13 protein-coding genes, 1 tRNA gene and 1 pseudogene are annotated in these 15,110 nt (G+C 37.4%); 7 read left to right on the plus strand and 8 right to left on the minus strand.

The annotated features are described in order from the left end of the window. Positions 1 to 14 precede the first annotated feature (14 nt). Together ABIS04_RS02410 and ABIS04_RS02415 are read left to right on the plus strand one after the other, a co-directional pair. Positions 15 to 479: a GNAT family N-acetyltransferase gene (locus tag ABIS04_RS02410; protein ID WP_350432481.1), complete on the plus strand. Its 465-nt coding sequence runs from the start codon at positions 15 to 17 to the stop codon at positions 477 to 479. A 93-nt stretch (positions 480 to 572) separates the two neighbouring features. After that, positions 573 to 890, plus strand: coding sequence for an antibiotic biosynthesis monooxygenase (locus ABIS04_RS02415; protein ID WP_350432482.1), 318 nt, complete (start codon positions 573 to 575; stop codon positions 888 to 890). Positions 891 to 1,028: 138 nt separating this feature from the next. Here the strand turns inward: ABIS04_RS02415 and ABIS04_RS02420 are convergent, their stop codons facing one another. Next, positions 1,029 to 2,054: a porin gene (locus tag ABIS04_RS02420; RefSeq protein WP_350432483.1), complete on the minus strand. Its 1,026-nt coding sequence runs from the start codon at positions 2,052 to 2,054 to the stop codon at positions 1,029 to 1,031. Between the two features lie 622 nt (positions 2,055 to 2,676). Here ABIS04_RS02420 and tcdA point away from each other — a divergent pair. Continuing rightward, positions 2,677 to 3,480, plus strand: a complete 804-nt coding sequence (tcdA, locus tag ABIS04_RS02425; protein WP_371833614.1) for a tRNA cyclic N6-threonylcarbamoyladenosine(37) synthase TcdA — start codon at positions 2,677 to 2,679, stop codon at positions 3,478 to 3,480. Positions 3,481 to 3,666: 186 nt separating this feature from the next. Continuing rightward, positions 3,667 to 4,278: a superinfection exclusion B family protein gene (locus ABIS04_RS02430; RefSeq protein ID WP_350433371.1), complete on the plus strand. Its 612-nt coding sequence runs from the start codon at positions 3,667 to 3,669 to the stop codon at positions 4,276 to 4,278. Positions 4,279 to 4,494: 216 nt separating this feature from the next. Here the strand turns inward: ABIS04_RS02430 and ABIS04_RS02435 are convergent, their stop codons facing one another. Next, positions 4,495 to 4,626, minus strand: a complete 132-nt coding sequence (locus tag ABIS04_RS02435) for a DUF3149 domain-containing protein (protein WP_137223265.1) — start codon at positions 4,624 to 4,626, stop codon at positions 4,495 to 4,497. 353 nt (positions 4,627 to 4,979) lie between these two features. On the opposite strand from ABIS04_RS02435, the gene ABIS04_RS02440 reads away from it, so the two are divergent. Then, a tRNA-Leu gene (locus ABIS04_RS02440) sits at positions 4,980 to 5,064 on the plus strand. Between the two features lie 999 nt (positions 5,065 to 6,063). Beyond that, positions 6,064 to 6,762 (plus strand): hypothetical protein, encoded by a 699-nt coding sequence (locus tag ABIS04_RS02445; RefSeq protein WP_350432484.1) that lies wholly within the window; start codon positions 6,064 to 6,066, stop codon positions 6,760 to 6,762. Between the two features lie 91 nt (positions 6,763 to 6,853). Here ABIS04_RS02445 and ABIS04_RS19645 read toward each other — a convergent pair. After that, positions 6,854 to 7,038, minus strand: a pseudogene (locus ABIS04_RS19645) (ISAs1 family transposase); the annotation flags it as partial. A gap of 979 nt (positions 7,039 to 8,017) precedes the next feature. On the opposite strand from ABIS04_RS19645, the gene ABIS04_RS02450 reads away from it, so the two are divergent. After that, positions 8,018 to 8,554, plus strand: coding sequence for a hypothetical protein (locus ABIS04_RS02450; protein WP_350432485.1), 537 nt, complete (start codon positions 8,018 to 8,020; stop codon positions 8,552 to 8,554). Between the two features lie 79 nt (positions 8,555 to 8,633). On the opposite strand, the gene ABIS04_RS02455 is transcribed toward ABIS04_RS02450, so the two are convergent. The 5 genes from ABIS04_RS02455 to ABIS04_RS02475 form a co-directional block, all read right to left on the minus strand. Further along, positions 8,634 to 12,518: a rhombosortase-dependent M36 family metallopeptidase gene (locus tag ABIS04_RS02455; RefSeq protein WP_350432486.1), complete on the minus strand. Its 3,885-nt coding sequence runs from the start codon at positions 12,516 to 12,518 to the stop codon at positions 8,634 to 8,636. A gap of 291 nt (positions 12,519 to 12,809) precedes the next feature. Beyond that, positions 12,810 to 13,271, minus strand: a complete 462-nt coding sequence (asnC, locus tag ABIS04_RS02460; protein WP_137223212.1) for a transcriptional regulator AsnC — start codon at positions 13,269 to 13,271, stop codon at positions 12,810 to 12,812. A gap of 102 nt (positions 13,272 to 13,373) precedes the next feature. Next, on the minus strand, positions 13,374 to 14,051 hold the full coding sequence (gene rluA, locus ABIS04_RS02465; protein ID WP_137223210.1) for a bifunctional tRNA pseudouridine(32) synthase/23S rRNA pseudouridine(746) synthase RluA: 678 nt from the start codon (positions 14,049 to 14,051) through the stop codon (positions 13,374 to 13,376). A gap of 73 nt (positions 14,052 to 14,124) precedes the next feature. Further along, positions 14,125 to 14,415, minus strand: a complete 291-nt coding sequence (locus ABIS04_RS02470; RefSeq protein ID WP_137223208.1) for a hypothetical protein — start codon at positions 14,413 to 14,415, stop codon at positions 14,125 to 14,127. A 32-nt stretch (positions 14,416 to 14,447) separates the two neighbouring features. Then, positions 14,448 to 14,867: a hypothetical protein gene (locus ABIS04_RS02475; protein WP_137223206.1), complete on the minus strand. Its 420-nt coding sequence runs from the start codon at positions 14,865 to 14,867 to the stop codon at positions 14,448 to 14,450. Positions 14,868 to 15,110 lie beyond the last annotated feature (243 nt).

Genomic DNA, 15,110 nt, shown 5'->3' on the forward strand with positions numbered 1-15,110 from the left:
AAATAAGGTTTTTGATGATATTACAATGGTTAGACGTTGGTTTTTCTGAATTGACGCTTGAACAGCTTTACGGGTTATTACAATTACGAGTCGAGGTTTTTGTGGTGGAGCAGAATTGTCCGTATCCTGAATTAGATGGCAAAGATAAGCACCTGCAAACAAGGCACATATTGGGGGTGAATGAACTAGGCAGTATAGAGGCTTATAGCCGCGTGTTAGCACCCGATATGAGTTACCCTCAAGCGAGTATTGGCCGTGTTGCTGTTGCTAAATCTGCGCGAGGTCAGGGGGTTGCAAATCAATTAATGCAACGAGCAATAGCTATTGCTAAACATCGCTGGCCTGAAGACCATATCCAAATTGGGGCGCAAGATTATTTGCGCCAGTTTTATCAACAACTTGGTTTTGTTGTCAATTCAGATGTATACCTTGAAGACGGTATTGAGCATCTTGATATGTTATTAATTTATAATAACTAATGTGCATCGGTAAGACCTAATTCAGCGGAGATCTTATACTCTGAGTCGATTACTTATTGATATGTATTGAGGTTGACCATTTAAGGAAAAATAATGTCAGATTACACCATTAACACCCAACAGATTGTTTGTGTGGCCCAATTTGTGGCAAAGGCGGGCAAGCGTGATGCCTTAGTGGCAGCATTGGCGAGTTTGCTCCCCGACACCCATCGCGAACCTGGCTGCATTCGTTATGAATTAAATGTCAGTATTGAAGATGATAATAAAGTTGCCTTTGTAGAAAAGTTTGTTGATAGGGCTGCTTTTGATCAACATTGTGCCAAAGATGCCATTGAACACTATTTTCATAATGTGATGCCTGAGTTAGTTGAATCACATCATGTTGAAGTGTTTAATCAAGTCATTGCTTAAGCAGTATTGAGCCAACATATTCAAATTGATGATAGTAATAACAATAACAAAAAAATGATAAATACAAAAATGCCAGTCTATAAAGACTGGCATTTTTTATTCATTTAAGGTGTTAAGCTGAAGCTTATACCTAAATGATTAGAAGTCGTAACGTACGCCAACAGTGAAGATGTTGTCATCTTCTAAATCAATTTTTGCTAACTCAACTTTATGGTCGCCTTCATACATAGCATAGTGGCCATAAACTAATGTTGACTTAGATACACGGTAATCAGCACCTACAGTAATTTGGGTAACATTAATGTCAGTACCAATAGTGTCTACGCTATTTGTGAAGTATTTACCAAAACCTGCATCATCTTGACCATATTCAGCTTTTAAATTTACGCCATTTAGGTTGTAAGATACGTTAACGAAGAAAGAATCACCTTCTTGGTCAGTTGTTTGGCTTTCAGTATTTTGGAATAAACCACCTACTTTAAAGTCACCAAATTTAGCTTGTGCAACACCACGGTAAGAATCTGTTCCATTAATGGTGTTGTAGCCAGCAGCTAAGTAGTAGTTGTGTGCTTTGAATTTTTTATCACCAATAGTTGCACTTAATGCATATTGGTCTTCATCAGAACCTTCGTAGTTGTCATCCATTAAATAAGTCGCATTTAATGTCACTAAACCACCAATCATAGGAGAGTAGTACCAAACACCATCAGCAACACGGTCTTGGTCATCAACTAAACGGTCCATATCGGCATTTGAGTTACCAAATAAATCAACGCCACCTTCGGTTTGTTTAAATACAGTGTCATTACGACCCACTAACACTGTACCAATATCAGATTTCAAACCTAAGAATGTGTTACGTGCTTTAAATACCACATCATCGCCACTCTTATCTTTAGTTTGAGTAGTGTTTTCAACTTGGAATTCCATTTGGTATAAAAGCTCAATACCGTTGCTGATTTTTTCACTACCTTTCACACCTAAGTTAGAAAAGTTGTTTTCTAATACAGTACCGTCTTTACCGTTTTGAGTCGTAGTGCCTTCATCAGAGTTAGTTACTGATAAATCTAAACGACCATAGAAACTTGGGCCTTCAGCAAGTGTAGCGAAAGAAACTAATGTAAGTACAGATGCTACCGATGCAGAGATTAATGTCTTTTTCATCTTTCATGCTCCCTAGAACGTTATGTTCTATATTCCATTTTTCATGGTTTTAGTTAGTGAAGTTGATTGCAGATTAAATTCTGCAACAATCTGGTGCAGATTTTCACAGATTTGGCACCTTCAAAGTGTGGCCTAGATCAAATAAATTGGCCCTACTTAGAAATTTGTATTTAAATCTGTGATAACAGCGACCATTTGTATAATTAAGAGACAATGTGGGTTGCATATACCTCTTTAGGGGGGTTCCTATTTTGCTTTAAATAAGCTTCCTATCTCTAAGTGAGTTATATCGCACTATTTTAGCGCATGTTAATTTAACTTTTGTGAATTTTTTATGATTAATTACATATCTTTAGTCTAATTAAGCCGTAAATTGTACATATTTGGAACGTTTTTTGATAAATGAATTTTGCTTGAGATTATTGTGACAATAAATGTTTTATTATCAATATTAATATCAATATCAATCTAATCAAAAACTGTGATGATTTGGTGCAGCTCATTGAGTTAAAACTAACAATAACAAGATTCATATAAAACCTGTTGTGACAAGCATTTAGCTTTGGTGATAAATCGTATAAAATTGGCCGCGAAAATAGTTGTTAATCTAGGGCGTAACCAAATGTTGTCAGAATCTTATACTCATCGTTTTGCTGGTATCGGCCGTTTATATGGTCAAGCTGCATTGACGACATTTTCTAAAGCTCATGTTGTTGTTGTTGGTATTGGTGGTGTCGGTACTTGGGCTGCTGAAGCGTTAGCGCGAAGTGGTATTGGTCAAATCACCCTCATTGATTTAGATGATATCTGTGTCACTAATACCAATCGTCAAATCCATGCATTAACCTCAACCATTGGTCAGTCGAAGGTTGAAGTTATGGCAAATCGTATTCGTGACATAAATCCAGAATGCATAGTTAATGAAATTGAAGACTTTATTACCTTAGATAATCTTGCTGAGTATTTTAAGCCAGTCTCACAAGACGGCAACATCGATTATGTGATTGACTGTATTGATGCCGTAAAGCCTAAAGCGGGATTAATCGCTTGGTGTAAACGCAATAAAATCCCATTAGTGACAATTGGTGGTGCTGGTGGGCAAACTGATCCAACCTTAATTCAAGTTACTGACTTAGCGAAAACGGTCCAAGATCCTTTATTGGCTAAAGTGCGCAATATACTTCGTCGTGATTATCATTTTACCAAAAACCTCCAACGTCGCTTTGCTGTAGATGCGGTGTTTTCGAGTCAACATCTAGTATATCCACAAGCAGACGGCAGTGTATGCAACACCAAAGCTACGGCAGAAGGTAGCATGCGGATGGACTGTGCTTCTGGTTTTGGTGCAATAACAATGGTTACAGGCACATTTGCTTTTGTTGCGGTCAGTCGTGTGCTGACCAAATTAGCCGCTAAGTCGGCTTAAATACCCTTAGTACAGATGTTAAATATATGACTTTATTTCCAACGGAATACTTTTACGTGCAGGCGTAGTCAGATAAACCCGATAAAGAGGAATGAACATCAATAAAGTTGGATGTATCTATTATTTTTCTGGCATATATATTGCTTTATCGTAGTAGGTTCAAAAATCTGACACTGCGGGTAAGTTATAATGAAAATGAAAATTAGATCTATCAAGTTATTGAATAGAAAACACTTGTTTGTAAGTGTAATGTCGTGGATTGTAGTAACATGTACAAGTTTGCTCTTTGTGCCCAAACATTTATTGGCGGTTTTATCGTTAGACCAACTTGTTAATCAATACAGTCAGTTTATTGGCTTAGGGTTAATTATTGGTGTGGCATATTTTTTAAGCCAAATTATCGCCTTTGTTGTCGATGAATCCATCATTTATTTACGTCAAAAACGTACCGTAGAAACCATTGAAGCCAAAGTGAAGTTGCTTGATCCTGCTGAAAGAGCCTTGCTACGAGAATTCTTTTTGCAAGGGCAAACAATACTAACGCTGCCACAAAACGAATTAGCGGTTAAGAATTTAGTCCAGACAAGCATCCTAGAAATGCTAGGTAATGAGCGTCACTATGCTATACAAGGACCAACAGCGGAATACAAAATCTCCATGCAAGCACGTAATTATTTAAATCGTGATGTATTACGTTTACCAGCAGGTGAGCCGAGTGCAGAAGAAATGAGTTATCTGATAAAGACGCGACCACATTTTATTAATGGATTGGTTCAATCGCGTAAGCATGCAATATAGCGGTGTATAAGGTGCGATTAGTCACCCTTAGCAGTATTTTTAGCTGTATTTTGAATTTAAGTTGATGTGAATAAAAAATTGGGGGCAAATAAAGTAGCCCCCCAAATCTGGCTATAAAAACACCGTAGTGTTTAGTCGCCTTTGTATATTTCGCAAGGAAGTTTTCATATTAACTATGAATAATAAGCAGTAAAATAACTTGGCCTAATAAGAGACTCACTTAGTAGGTGCAGATTTCACAATAAACATCCACGATAAGTAAGACATAATACCTATCGTGCTGAAAATAACGATCATGGACAGTAAACCGATTGGATTTCCAAACATTAAATCTAACCAAAATGCCATGATGTATATCCTCTGTTATTGTAAAACCGAGGTCATAGTAAATGGGTATTTAGGGGGCAATACTGATCTCGATCAATTTTCGGCCTTGGTAATGTTATCTTTCTGTAAAATTGTCTATTAGCTCACAAAAAGTCTTTACCCTACTTTAATTCGTTCCTATGAATAACTTTTGAGCAATTGAGTGTTTTTTAAAGAAAAGAATAGGTAAAGGGCTTGCGATTATTACATGCAAAGGTATAATCGCCACCACTTAATTGTGACAATGTAAATTAAGTAATTGTACTATACGTTTGCAAAGATATTTGGCTAAATCAGATTACTTTGCAAAGTTAAATATAGCTTAATAAGTCTTTGCCGGTGTGGTGAAATTGGTATACACGACGGATTCAAAATCCGTTGACGAAAGTCGTGTCGGTTCAAGTCCGACCACCGGTACCATTATTTGAAAGCCCTGTTCTTAATTGAACGGGGTTTTTTTATGTCTCTAATTTATTGATTCTGTGTCTACTAGCTTTATCAATACGATCTCAACCTATCATTATAGGCCGCCATAAGATTAATCAATTAACAGAAAATGGCTGACCTCAAACTACAACGAGTTAAAATCTTTGTCTACTGCGCGTTGTGTTCTAGCTACGATGCAAACGGGTAATAGTTTCAAGTAAGCCGATCTTATATCAATTCCATTAATTAGGTGTTCAATCAGAGTTACTCAGGTATTTCAGTTTGCGGCACATTGTTGCAAGAATGGTAGTTCCCTTGTAAAACAATGCGACAACGAAATGGTAAGCCTGAGTCGCTCCCGAAGGGCGGGTTTCTGCAGTATTCTAGGATGCTTAATATTATTTTGACGTACGACTGCATGGTCTATTTTTTCCATAAAAAGTAAGACATTCTCATCATCTATGGCAGTCAGATGCAGGAGATAAAGCAACGCAGGAGCTGTGTCGAGAACAACTATGCCTACAATCTTATATTTGCCTAGAAAGCGCAGAACTCCCGCTGAATGACCAGTTAATTATTGGCATTGGTATCACATACTATATTGGCAATTTATGTGTGAAGTGATTTTAGGCAACACAATTTATAAAACCTACATTGGTAAACACACCTTTAAAATAAAAGTTCATAATAATTGCTTAGGGGATCATTGCAGTTTCAGCATGTGCAGAGTGGCGACTCTGTCAGCGGTTGTCATTCAAAATATGATTTGTTTGATGTGTAGACTAGATTCATATTATGTAAACAAAGTTTAATGTAATTATTAATATTATATGTTTTAAATAAATTTATATTTATCAACCCATTAATATTATTTTGGGGTGGTGTAATGTATTACATACCGTTTTCACGCTTATACAGTATTGCGATTGTATAAGTGAGGAATTAGGTTTATCTGTATTAGTCATGTTTTGACGCTTATAAGAAGGAGTTTCCATGCAAACGCAATTTAATGTGCAAATTGGTTCTTTTCGTAAAATCAATAAGATCCCTAATGCTTGGTCAAATGAAGATTACCTTCAATTGATGGCAATTATGGGCTTAGATGATGGTTTAGAAGGCATGGATGCTGCTGAGCTTAGAGAGATGTGCATGATGTCCCTTAATGATTTAGAGGTAAATGAAGCTGCTAAAATCGTTTTGACTCATTTATTTACAGAATTAACAGAGGGTAAAATTGATCAAGTAAGTAACGATATGGTTGGAGATAGGTTATGGGAAGAATATTCTGATTGCCTACTTCATGAAGGTTTTTTTAGCGCTTATGCATTATTGAGAGAAGCATTTAATGGTGTTTTTGCCGAGCCTACTGGGATTGAATTTACGGTTAATGTAACTGCAACAGATGGAGATGATTTAACTATTTTTGACGAGTCATTGCATGCATCGATGGTGCGTCTTTTGGCCTCAGGGTTATCTCCAGATTCATTATTACATCGATTGTATGAAGATCAACTTACAGGTACCCAATTTCCTGAAGCCACAGGGATTTTGTGGCAATTAGAATCAGTATCAAGTGAAGGCTTATCTCGTCAGTTTAAGATGATCAGCTCAGATTTTTGGTTCGGAAAGTTAGCCGATGTAGAGCAATTTGAAGCCTCTGCTCATGCTGATGAGTCAGATGAAAATGAATAATTAAGCTCATCACGTTTCATTTATTTAGCCAAAAAGTGCTGATAATAACTAGTAGCAATCACTTAAAGCGAATGGCATTTTTGTTGTGAGCAAATGATGCCTGTAAAGTCTTGTAGAGTTTGGGAGGATTTTTATGACTTGTAAAATCCAATCACCACCTTCTTTTATTGTATAAACAAGTGTTTGTGTTTGAATGCGAAGCGCGTTAAATGTCAGTCACTCCTATTTTAAATCTAAAGATGTGAGTCGTTTTTGAGAGAGCTTTGGCTCACTCTTTTATTTCGTCGATGACTATGGAAGATGTTCCTATTCTAATTCGTTGCTCATTAGCCTAATTCACCAGTGCATCAAGTCGACATAGTTTGAAAACCCCCTAAAAACTCTGCTAACTTTGAATATTATTGCTAAAAAGGCGATGTTAGCAGGGTCACTTCAGGTTAAATGTTTCGAGTTCATTACTCTCTGGCCAGCTTTAGCCCTTGAAATGACCAGAGCTAAGTACCAGAAAGCTAATGTTAATGACATTATGTTATTGATTTATATTAGGATAACAATCAATAATGTTATCTGAAGTGTTGAAGTGTTGAAGTGTTGAAGCGTTAGGGGTCACAAAAAAATTATTATTGATCGTAACTCGGCGAATATTTAAGTTATTTATATGTAGTTGTTTAAACTGTTACGTATGGAAAATGATAAAGTTCGAGTCGTTCCTGCATATTAGTTGGCACTTCAAATTTATAGGTATAAATAATGAACTTAGTTAGCTCTGATGATGTTATGTAGTATATAATCTGATGATGTTATGTAGTATATAAATTAATTGAAACTAAGTTTGGTTAACACTTTGGTGTTGACGCTATAATTTAGCCTTAATTACATATTAATAATCTTTTATTAAATTTAATAGGTATTTATTCCTCACTAATATTTTACATATCAACATGAATATTTTAAAAATATAATTACGCTGACGGGGATATTTTTAACATTATTCGTTATAATAAAAACGATTCACGTAGTTAATTATAGAGTGATTTGGTGAATGTTGAACATATCGCTGACTAGAACAGGTATCGAGTCCTGGATAACATGAGGCTCTATAATGTCCAACTTTCGAACTGAATTAGGGGAGGGTGGAATTGTGTCTTTGTTAAATCCACTATCACTTGGTAAACAAACCTTGTTTGGTTGAAAATTTGGTAGTGTAATACTATGATTTATATAAAATTAATTTATTTACTTTTAAAGGAGTAACATGAAAAAAATTATTATGTTAAGTTTTTTTATGACACTAAACGGATGCAGTGCTGATGAGACTGTAAAGTCAGCTGATAATGATAAAGCTTTAGTCAAACCTGTATTGGCAACCTTAGCTGTTGATGATACTAATAAATCTCACGGGATGAACAATGATAGTGATGATTTTATTAAAACTAAACCTGAAAAAAATATGAATAGTATTAATTCATCTAAATATACAATCCAATTAAATAATCATAAGTTCATAACAAAATATTTAGTCTTAAAAGTTAATCAGTCTATTTATAATGTGGATATTAATAGTTTTGCTGTGGTAAAAGGTTCAATTGTTATTGTTTCATCAACTAACCCCAAGGGTTTAGTGCAAGATTTTGATATTAATAAAATTGCTAAAGACACTTATAAATTAACGATAAAATCTTCTGACCAAGATCTTTATTACTGGTATAAAAAATTATCTGGTGATTCTCAGTATAGTGTCGTTGAATTAGAACTTGATTACAGCCCTAAGAATAGTCTCCAAACATATTAATTTTTCGTTTGAAACTGTATAGAAAGAAAAAGCCACAGTATTAATTACTGTGGCTTTTTAATTTAAAATTTACTAATTATTACTTACGGCGACGAAGTGCTGCTATTGGTAATAATAGTAATCCTAACCAACCCATTGAACCACCAGAACCAGGTTTTGGTTGTGCTACTTCTGCTGGTGTGCCATTCACTAGCACTGACATAGGTGTAACCACATCATCTACACCATCATTCACTGTTAACGAGAACTCTAATGTTTCAGAAGACGTGCTAATGGTTGGAGCTGTGAAGCTTACCGTTGCACTCTCTGCACCTGCTAACGTTACTGCTGTTCCAGATGTTTGAGACCACATATAGGTTAGCGTGTCGGTTGCATTTGCATCAACGGCAGTTGCAGAGAAACTAACCGTGTCACCTTGTTCAACTTCGGTTGCATTAGCTTCAATAGATACGCTTGGTAGTCTGTTGTCACATGCAAAAGTATCACCAGCTACTTGTTCGTGAAATACAGGAGTAGCAATGTTTGATAGTTTAATATTATCTACAATCCACCCAAACTCGTTACTATTAGTATCAGTTACCATGCGGAATCTAAAGCGTACTTCATTACCATTAAGTGCAGTGCCAAAGTTTACCGCTTCCATCCCACCAGGCCATGGACTAAAGCCTGTAAATGCTTCACGACCAGGAAGTAAATTTTCTAGTTCGCCAGAGTAACCATCACCTTCGAAGGTTCCCCCCATCTCTGTAACATCGGCCCAATCGCCACCGTTAACGCTGATTTCGACAACTCCACCATCCCAATTTTCTTCGATTTCGAAATATTGGAACCAGCTTACGACAAAATCACCCGCATAACCGACAGTGACAGCTTTTGTTTCGTAAGCAACATCAGATTCAAATCCATTGTTGTTAATACGAAGATATTGACTGCCTACATCAAAATAATCGATATATTGTGATTCTAAATTACCTGTGTTTATAGCTAAATCACCACCTGAGTAGATAGTTTCCACAAAGTCTTTAGCACCAGACTGATCTTCCATATCGCTGGTTGAACTATTACCGACTGGGGCTTTGGTATTAAAGTCCATATTAACAACTGTTGAGAACGAATATTCACTTGCTTGGACGTCTTCGGCTAAATCAGGGAATGAAATTTTAAATTCTAGAGTATCTGCTATAGCAGCTTCATTTAGTGTGAACTCAATAGGAGAGCTGGTTGCTTCTGCATATAAGCTGACAGCTTCAAATGTAATCTTCCCGTCATTTGCCAATGTCACATCTTGTCCGCTGGTGACCTCGACTAAAGCTTCAATTGATTCAAATGCTTCGCTGCCTTTGTTCATCACGGTAAAACTAACAGTACCTGTTTCACCTTTATCGATGATACCATCACGAGAACAATACCCAACGGTCATACCTTCGTAATCAGTATCAAGTACACTCTTAGTTACAGCAAATGTTGCCAGTGTAGTTTCATATGATTCAACAACACCTTCATGTTTGGTGCTAGAACGTTCTGGTGACACTGCACCAAGTCCCATACCTCGACGAGCGAATGCGTTTAAGATAATTTGATAATCTTCAACATCATTAGCATATGCTGCCGCAAGAAGTGCATCTCTAGCTTCTGTATAAGTTGGTGCATTAGGTGTTAATTTATAGCCAGCAACTAAATAATCCATCATTAGGCTACGCGCTTCTTCAAACGTGTGGCGCTCATCATTAATTAAGCCAACATAGCTATCCCAAAGCATTGCGGCCCAAGGCTCACCTGCATCATGCACCTCTGCAGCACCATATTGATCTTCACTAGTGCCATTACCTAGCTCTACATTGGCAAATGTTAAAGGGTTAATTTCCATATCAGTACTATATGGATAGTTACGAATGCCTTCATAGAATGACGCTACGTAGGTAATTGCTGCATAGGGTTTTTGGAACATCTCATTACCAGCAATCATTGCGTCATCTGCTTCAGATATTAACAATAATGCGTGGAAATCTCCCCAACCTTCGCCCATTGATCGGCCTTGTTGGTTGCTAAGACCTGAACCATTGCCGATTAAACGGTTACTAATATAATGTCCCCATTCATGAGCAACAATGGCGTTATCCCAAGAGCTTGCTTTGTATGGCTTGTTGTTAAACATAGAGATAGATACTGCTACATCTGCGTCTAATTGAGCATAAATCTTGTCACCGTCATCTTTTGATAATCCCATACTTGGGATTTTCACATCCTCATCAGTACCCCCCATAGGAGCAGGCTCAGTTGTACCTGAGTTATTAGCTACCAGTACAGCAATTGCACCCGCATCTTGTGCTGCAAGAGCTTTGTCTGTAAATGCACACACTCCGCGGTCAATAATAACAATCTTGCCCGCTAAGTCAGCAGGATTTGTTGCAGCAGTACAACCATCATTTAATGGTGCTGTATCATCTATTAAGCGAACAACATCACCAGCAACATCAAACTGACCTTGCCCAAAGCTTGCACGTTGTGTTGAGTCTAATAAACCGATACTCGCATCAGATGTAATAGTTACACCATAGTCTTCGCCGTTGACAGCATCTTTACTATCCCACAAATACATTTGCATACGAGGAGAACTACCATCTGCAGGAGTGCTCATGTTGGCATTGTTAAAGCCTGAGTTATCTTGAACTTCTGCTTTTATTGCATCACCTTCTTCCCCACCGCGATCGTAGTTAAGCGCTTGTGCATTACCTGATGCTTCATCAAATCCGTGATCGTAAAATACATCATGTAAGTAGTTGTTGATGTAAAACAAGTTTACAATTGCTGCTTTGCGATTATTGACAGAGCTTTCAAGTTCGTTAGTGTTGTACTTGTAATCAAAAGTCATTGCGGCAGTGGTTTCAGCTGTGTAGTCGCCATTCGTAAATCCATCCGGTGCGATAGCATCCACATAAGCAAAGACGTTATTTCCCGATGTTGTCATCGCATCTTCAGCGAGCCATGGATCTTCTGTACTGATAGGACCAGAGCTGATTGTAACCATTGGTGCATCTAGATAAGTAGTTGTATCAACTTGATCTTTACTTGTTGCCGGAACAACATTACCTAAAGGACCATCCCAAGGGACACCAGTCTCATCGGCATAAACTCGATAATTAAAGGCAGAGTCTTGCGCGGTTAAATTGTTTTTAAATAGTACTTCGTTTGTTTCGCTGTTAATGACGAAGCTGTAATATTCAGAATCAACCGTTTCAGCATCAGCTACTTCAAGTTCAACATAATATGATGGAACTAATTTACCTTTATGCTCAAAGAAGACTTTTTTAGTTCGCGGCGTTCCTTTGACGAATTTTTTGTCATCAGTATTTGTAACGGTAAAGCTGGTGTATTTAAAATTGGTGTCATTTTCTAATACTGAAAGGTCGTTACCACCCATCGCAGAAAATGCCGACTTTACGGCACTAGATGCAGATCCAAAATTTTCACTGATAAGTTGATTACTATTGGCCGAAGCGAATCGACCTGAAGAGGCTACTAAATTGTAATCTCTATCCATTAAAATATTCATGGATTGGTTAAATACTTCAACACCTTGATATTCTTGTTGATATTTCGCAATGAATGTACCAGAACGGTTTTCGTGTACGCTAGCGAGTACAGGCTTTAGATTAGTATTTTTGTTAGTAGAAATGCCGGCAACTTGATTTAAATAAAAGTCAGCAGCAAAACTGAGTTTGTATTTAGCTTCTAAAGGTCCTACATCTGGTGTAATTCGATCATGCTTAGCCCATTGAAACGTAGTTTTACCCGTAACGCTATCTTGTTGGTCTTGTAGACCGCTGATAGAGCTCATTTGATTAACTTGGTTTTTTGCACTTGTTGGTTGAATAGAAACCTGATTGATAGTGTTATTGTTTTGGGCATATGCATTGCTAGTTAGTAATGCAGCCGAAATGGCTAGAGCTATTTTTGTCTTCACAACTTCTTCCTTGTTTTTAAAAACCACCCAATAATGTAGGGGCATCGCTTATGCGATGAATGTTGAGTGATGGTGTTTGAATTGTTTTTTGCTTTTATGTTGCACTCTACGGTGCGTCACAAACATTTTTAGCACAGGTAGTTAACAAAAGTAACACTAAAATTTAAAATAATTGCAATTAATTGTTAATAAGTATGTGCGGGTTTGTGACTTATGTCGTAAGAGATAGTGGTGGGCGTTTATAATTCTTAAGCGGATACTGAATTAGAGGGCTATTTAGCCCTCCATAGCTTAGGGTTTTACCGATCTTACGATGGGATTTTGTAGGCTAATAAGTGTTTCAGTGGACTGGATTTCATCAATAGATTGGATGCGGTTAATCAACACATGCTGCAATCCATCGATAGATTGGCACATTACCTTTACAAATACTGAGTAATTGCCAGTGGTGTAATACGCTTCCACTACTTCTTCTAATTCATTTAACTTGGCAATAGCAGCTGGATAATCGCCTGCACTTTTTAAATTAATGCCGATAAAACAGCAAACATCATAACCGAGTGCTTTTGGATTCACAGTGATCTGCGCGCCGGTAATAATGCCGGCTTGTTTCATTTTTTCAACGCGAACGTGAATAGTGCCAGCACTCACACTAAAGCGTTTAGCTAATTCGGCAAAAGGTGTTCTGGCGTCTTGCATCAGTGCAGTAAGAATTTGATTATCTAAATCATCGCGTTGAAATGAGCTATCCACAATATTAAACCTACCAAACCAGTAATTGACCATAAATCTACGACTTTCATTGCATAATAGCTACTAAAATTAGCATGGCTATTAACAATGTTTAATTTTTCATTACTGTCCGATTATTGGGGTCATAAATGTGGCTGGAGATTCAAAGTGCATTGCTTGTTGTGAGTATGGGTGCGTTATCGATAATGCCGCTGCATGTAATAACAATCGCGGTGATAAACTTTTTGCTAAAGGGTCAGCATAAAATCCATCACCAAGGATAGGGTGCCCTAACGCCATCATGTGGACTCGGAGCTGATGTGAACGCCCAGTAATTGGAGTGAGTTTAACTAGCGTTGATTTAGAACCATAACTAACCACTTCAATTAATGTCACCGAAGGTTTGCCTACAGTATGGTCGACTTTTTGTTTAGGTCTATTTGGCCAATCGCAAATCAGGGGTAAATCGACTTTTGATACGGTTGATTTCATATGACCTGCTACGCGAGCAAAATAGGTTTTAGCGGTTTCACGCTCACGAAATTGGCGTTTTAATTCCCGCTCAGCATTGCGCCTTAACGCGACCACAATAACCCCTGATGTCGCCATGTCTAAACGATGCACTATTTGTGCATTAGGGTGCTGAGCTAATACTCGAGAATAGATACTGTCATGGTAAATGGCTTCCCTTCCAGGGACCGACAGTAATCCTGATGGCTTATTGAGTACAATAATATCTTTGTCTTGATACAAAATATCAAGCCAAGGAGTGGTCGGTGGGTTGTAAATAAAATCAGCCATGGTTACTTTCGTGTGTCAATTTGCGGCAACGATACCGCTAGGGATAACGATGTGCAAGTGTTGGTATATGCGGTTAAGAGAAAGCGTGGCCGTTGACGTGCATTATGGTGAATGTCCACACCACAAACGCGAGAGGAATATGGACCAATGCATAAAAGCATTGGTCAAGGCGACTCATACCTTTAGCGATTAAAATTAAATATAAATGTACCCCAATGGCGGCAGGGAATAAGCAAAGTAACGGGTATAAAGCAAAAGGACTTGCGTCTACAAATATAGCGTGACTTAGAATGGCCCAAATAACCATAAATCCAGTGGTTATAGGGGGTAATGCAACGCGATATTGTTCTGGGTAAGGGAACATCCAATATCCTTAAAATCATCTACTAAGGCATGTTAGCCTTTTACTTCTTTTCGGCTTTGAATCACTTTACGATGTACTACAGAGTAATGGCGTAATCCAGCCGGTCCGTGGGACACCATAACAGATAATAAAATAATAAAGATGACTAATTCAGAGTTATATTCACTTATTTGAATAAATGAACCTAATAATATGACTTTTAATAGAGTGAGTACGCCCTTTAGTTGGATAAGCCAGCGCCAGTCTCGCACTATCTCCCAACTCATCAATAGCACCCCTGAACATATTGCTATAATCCAATAATTTAACCAAATAGACATGTCTAGGTTAAAGATAATACCACCACCACTGCCGACAACACCGATAATATGTAATGCTCTAAGTGAGGTTTTGCTTAGTCGTTCAATCCAAAATCGACGGGTTGATACCGATGATTGCTTTTGATTATTCATACTTTTACTCGTCGATGAAATTACATTAAATTAACAATTTTAGTGTGTGCAAACAGTGATGTGTACAACAGTTTTTCTTTATTTATACCTTCGACAATATTGATTAGGCATTGAGTAATGTTCACGCTATGTGATATCAAAGATTTTTATTGAAGAGTTTTGCTTATCGTTTATTCTTTAGGGTTGCTTTATTTTTTTAGCCGCGAGAGGTGATAATCTGCTAATCAACACACCAGCCAAATT

It is taken from the genome of Shewanella sp. H8 (genome assembly GCF_040285065.1).
Classification (GTDB): Bacteria; Pseudomonadota; Gammaproteobacteria; order Enterobacterales; family Shewanellaceae; genus Shewanella; species Shewanella polaris.

Bases quoted from the DNA above. Each gene is read 5' to 3' on its own strand.
- ABIS04_RS02410 (WP_350432481.1), top strand. From the start codon at position 15: ATGATATTACAATGGTTAGACGTTGGTTTTTCTGAATTGACGCTTGAA.
- ABIS04_RS02415 (WP_350432482.1), top strand. From the start codon at position 573: ATGTCAGATTACACCATTAACACCCAACAGATTGTTTGTGTGGCCCAA.
- ABIS04_RS02420 (WP_350432483.1), bottom strand. From the start codon at position 2,054: ATGAAAAAGACATTAATCTCTGCATCGGTAGCATCTGTACTTACATTA.
- tcdA (WP_371833614.1), top strand. From the start codon at position 2,677: ATGTTGTCAGAATCTTATACTCATCGTTTTGCTGGTATCGGCCGTTTA.
- ABIS04_RS02435 (WP_137223265.1), bottom strand. From the start codon at position 4,626: ATGGCATTTTGGTTAGATTTAATGTTTGGAAATCCAATCGGTTTACTG.
- ABIS04_RS02445 (WP_350432484.1), top strand. From the start codon at position 6,064: ATGCAAACGCAATTTAATGTGCAAATTGGTTCTTTTCGTAAAATCAAT.
- ABIS04_RS02450 (WP_350432485.1), top strand. From the start codon at position 8,018: ATGAAAAAAATTATTATGTTAAGTTTTTTTATGACACTAAACGGATGC.
- rluA (WP_137223210.1), bottom strand. From the start codon at position 14,051: ATGGCTGATTTTATTTACAACCCACCGACCACTCCTTGGCTTGATATT.
- ABIS04_RS02470 (WP_137223208.1), bottom strand. From the start codon at position 14,415: ATGTTCCCTTACCCAGAACAATATCGCGTTGCATTACCCCCTATAACC.
- ABIS04_RS02475 (WP_137223206.1), bottom strand. From the start codon at position 14,867: ATGAATAATCAAAAGCAATCATCGGTATCAACCCGTCGATTTTGGATT.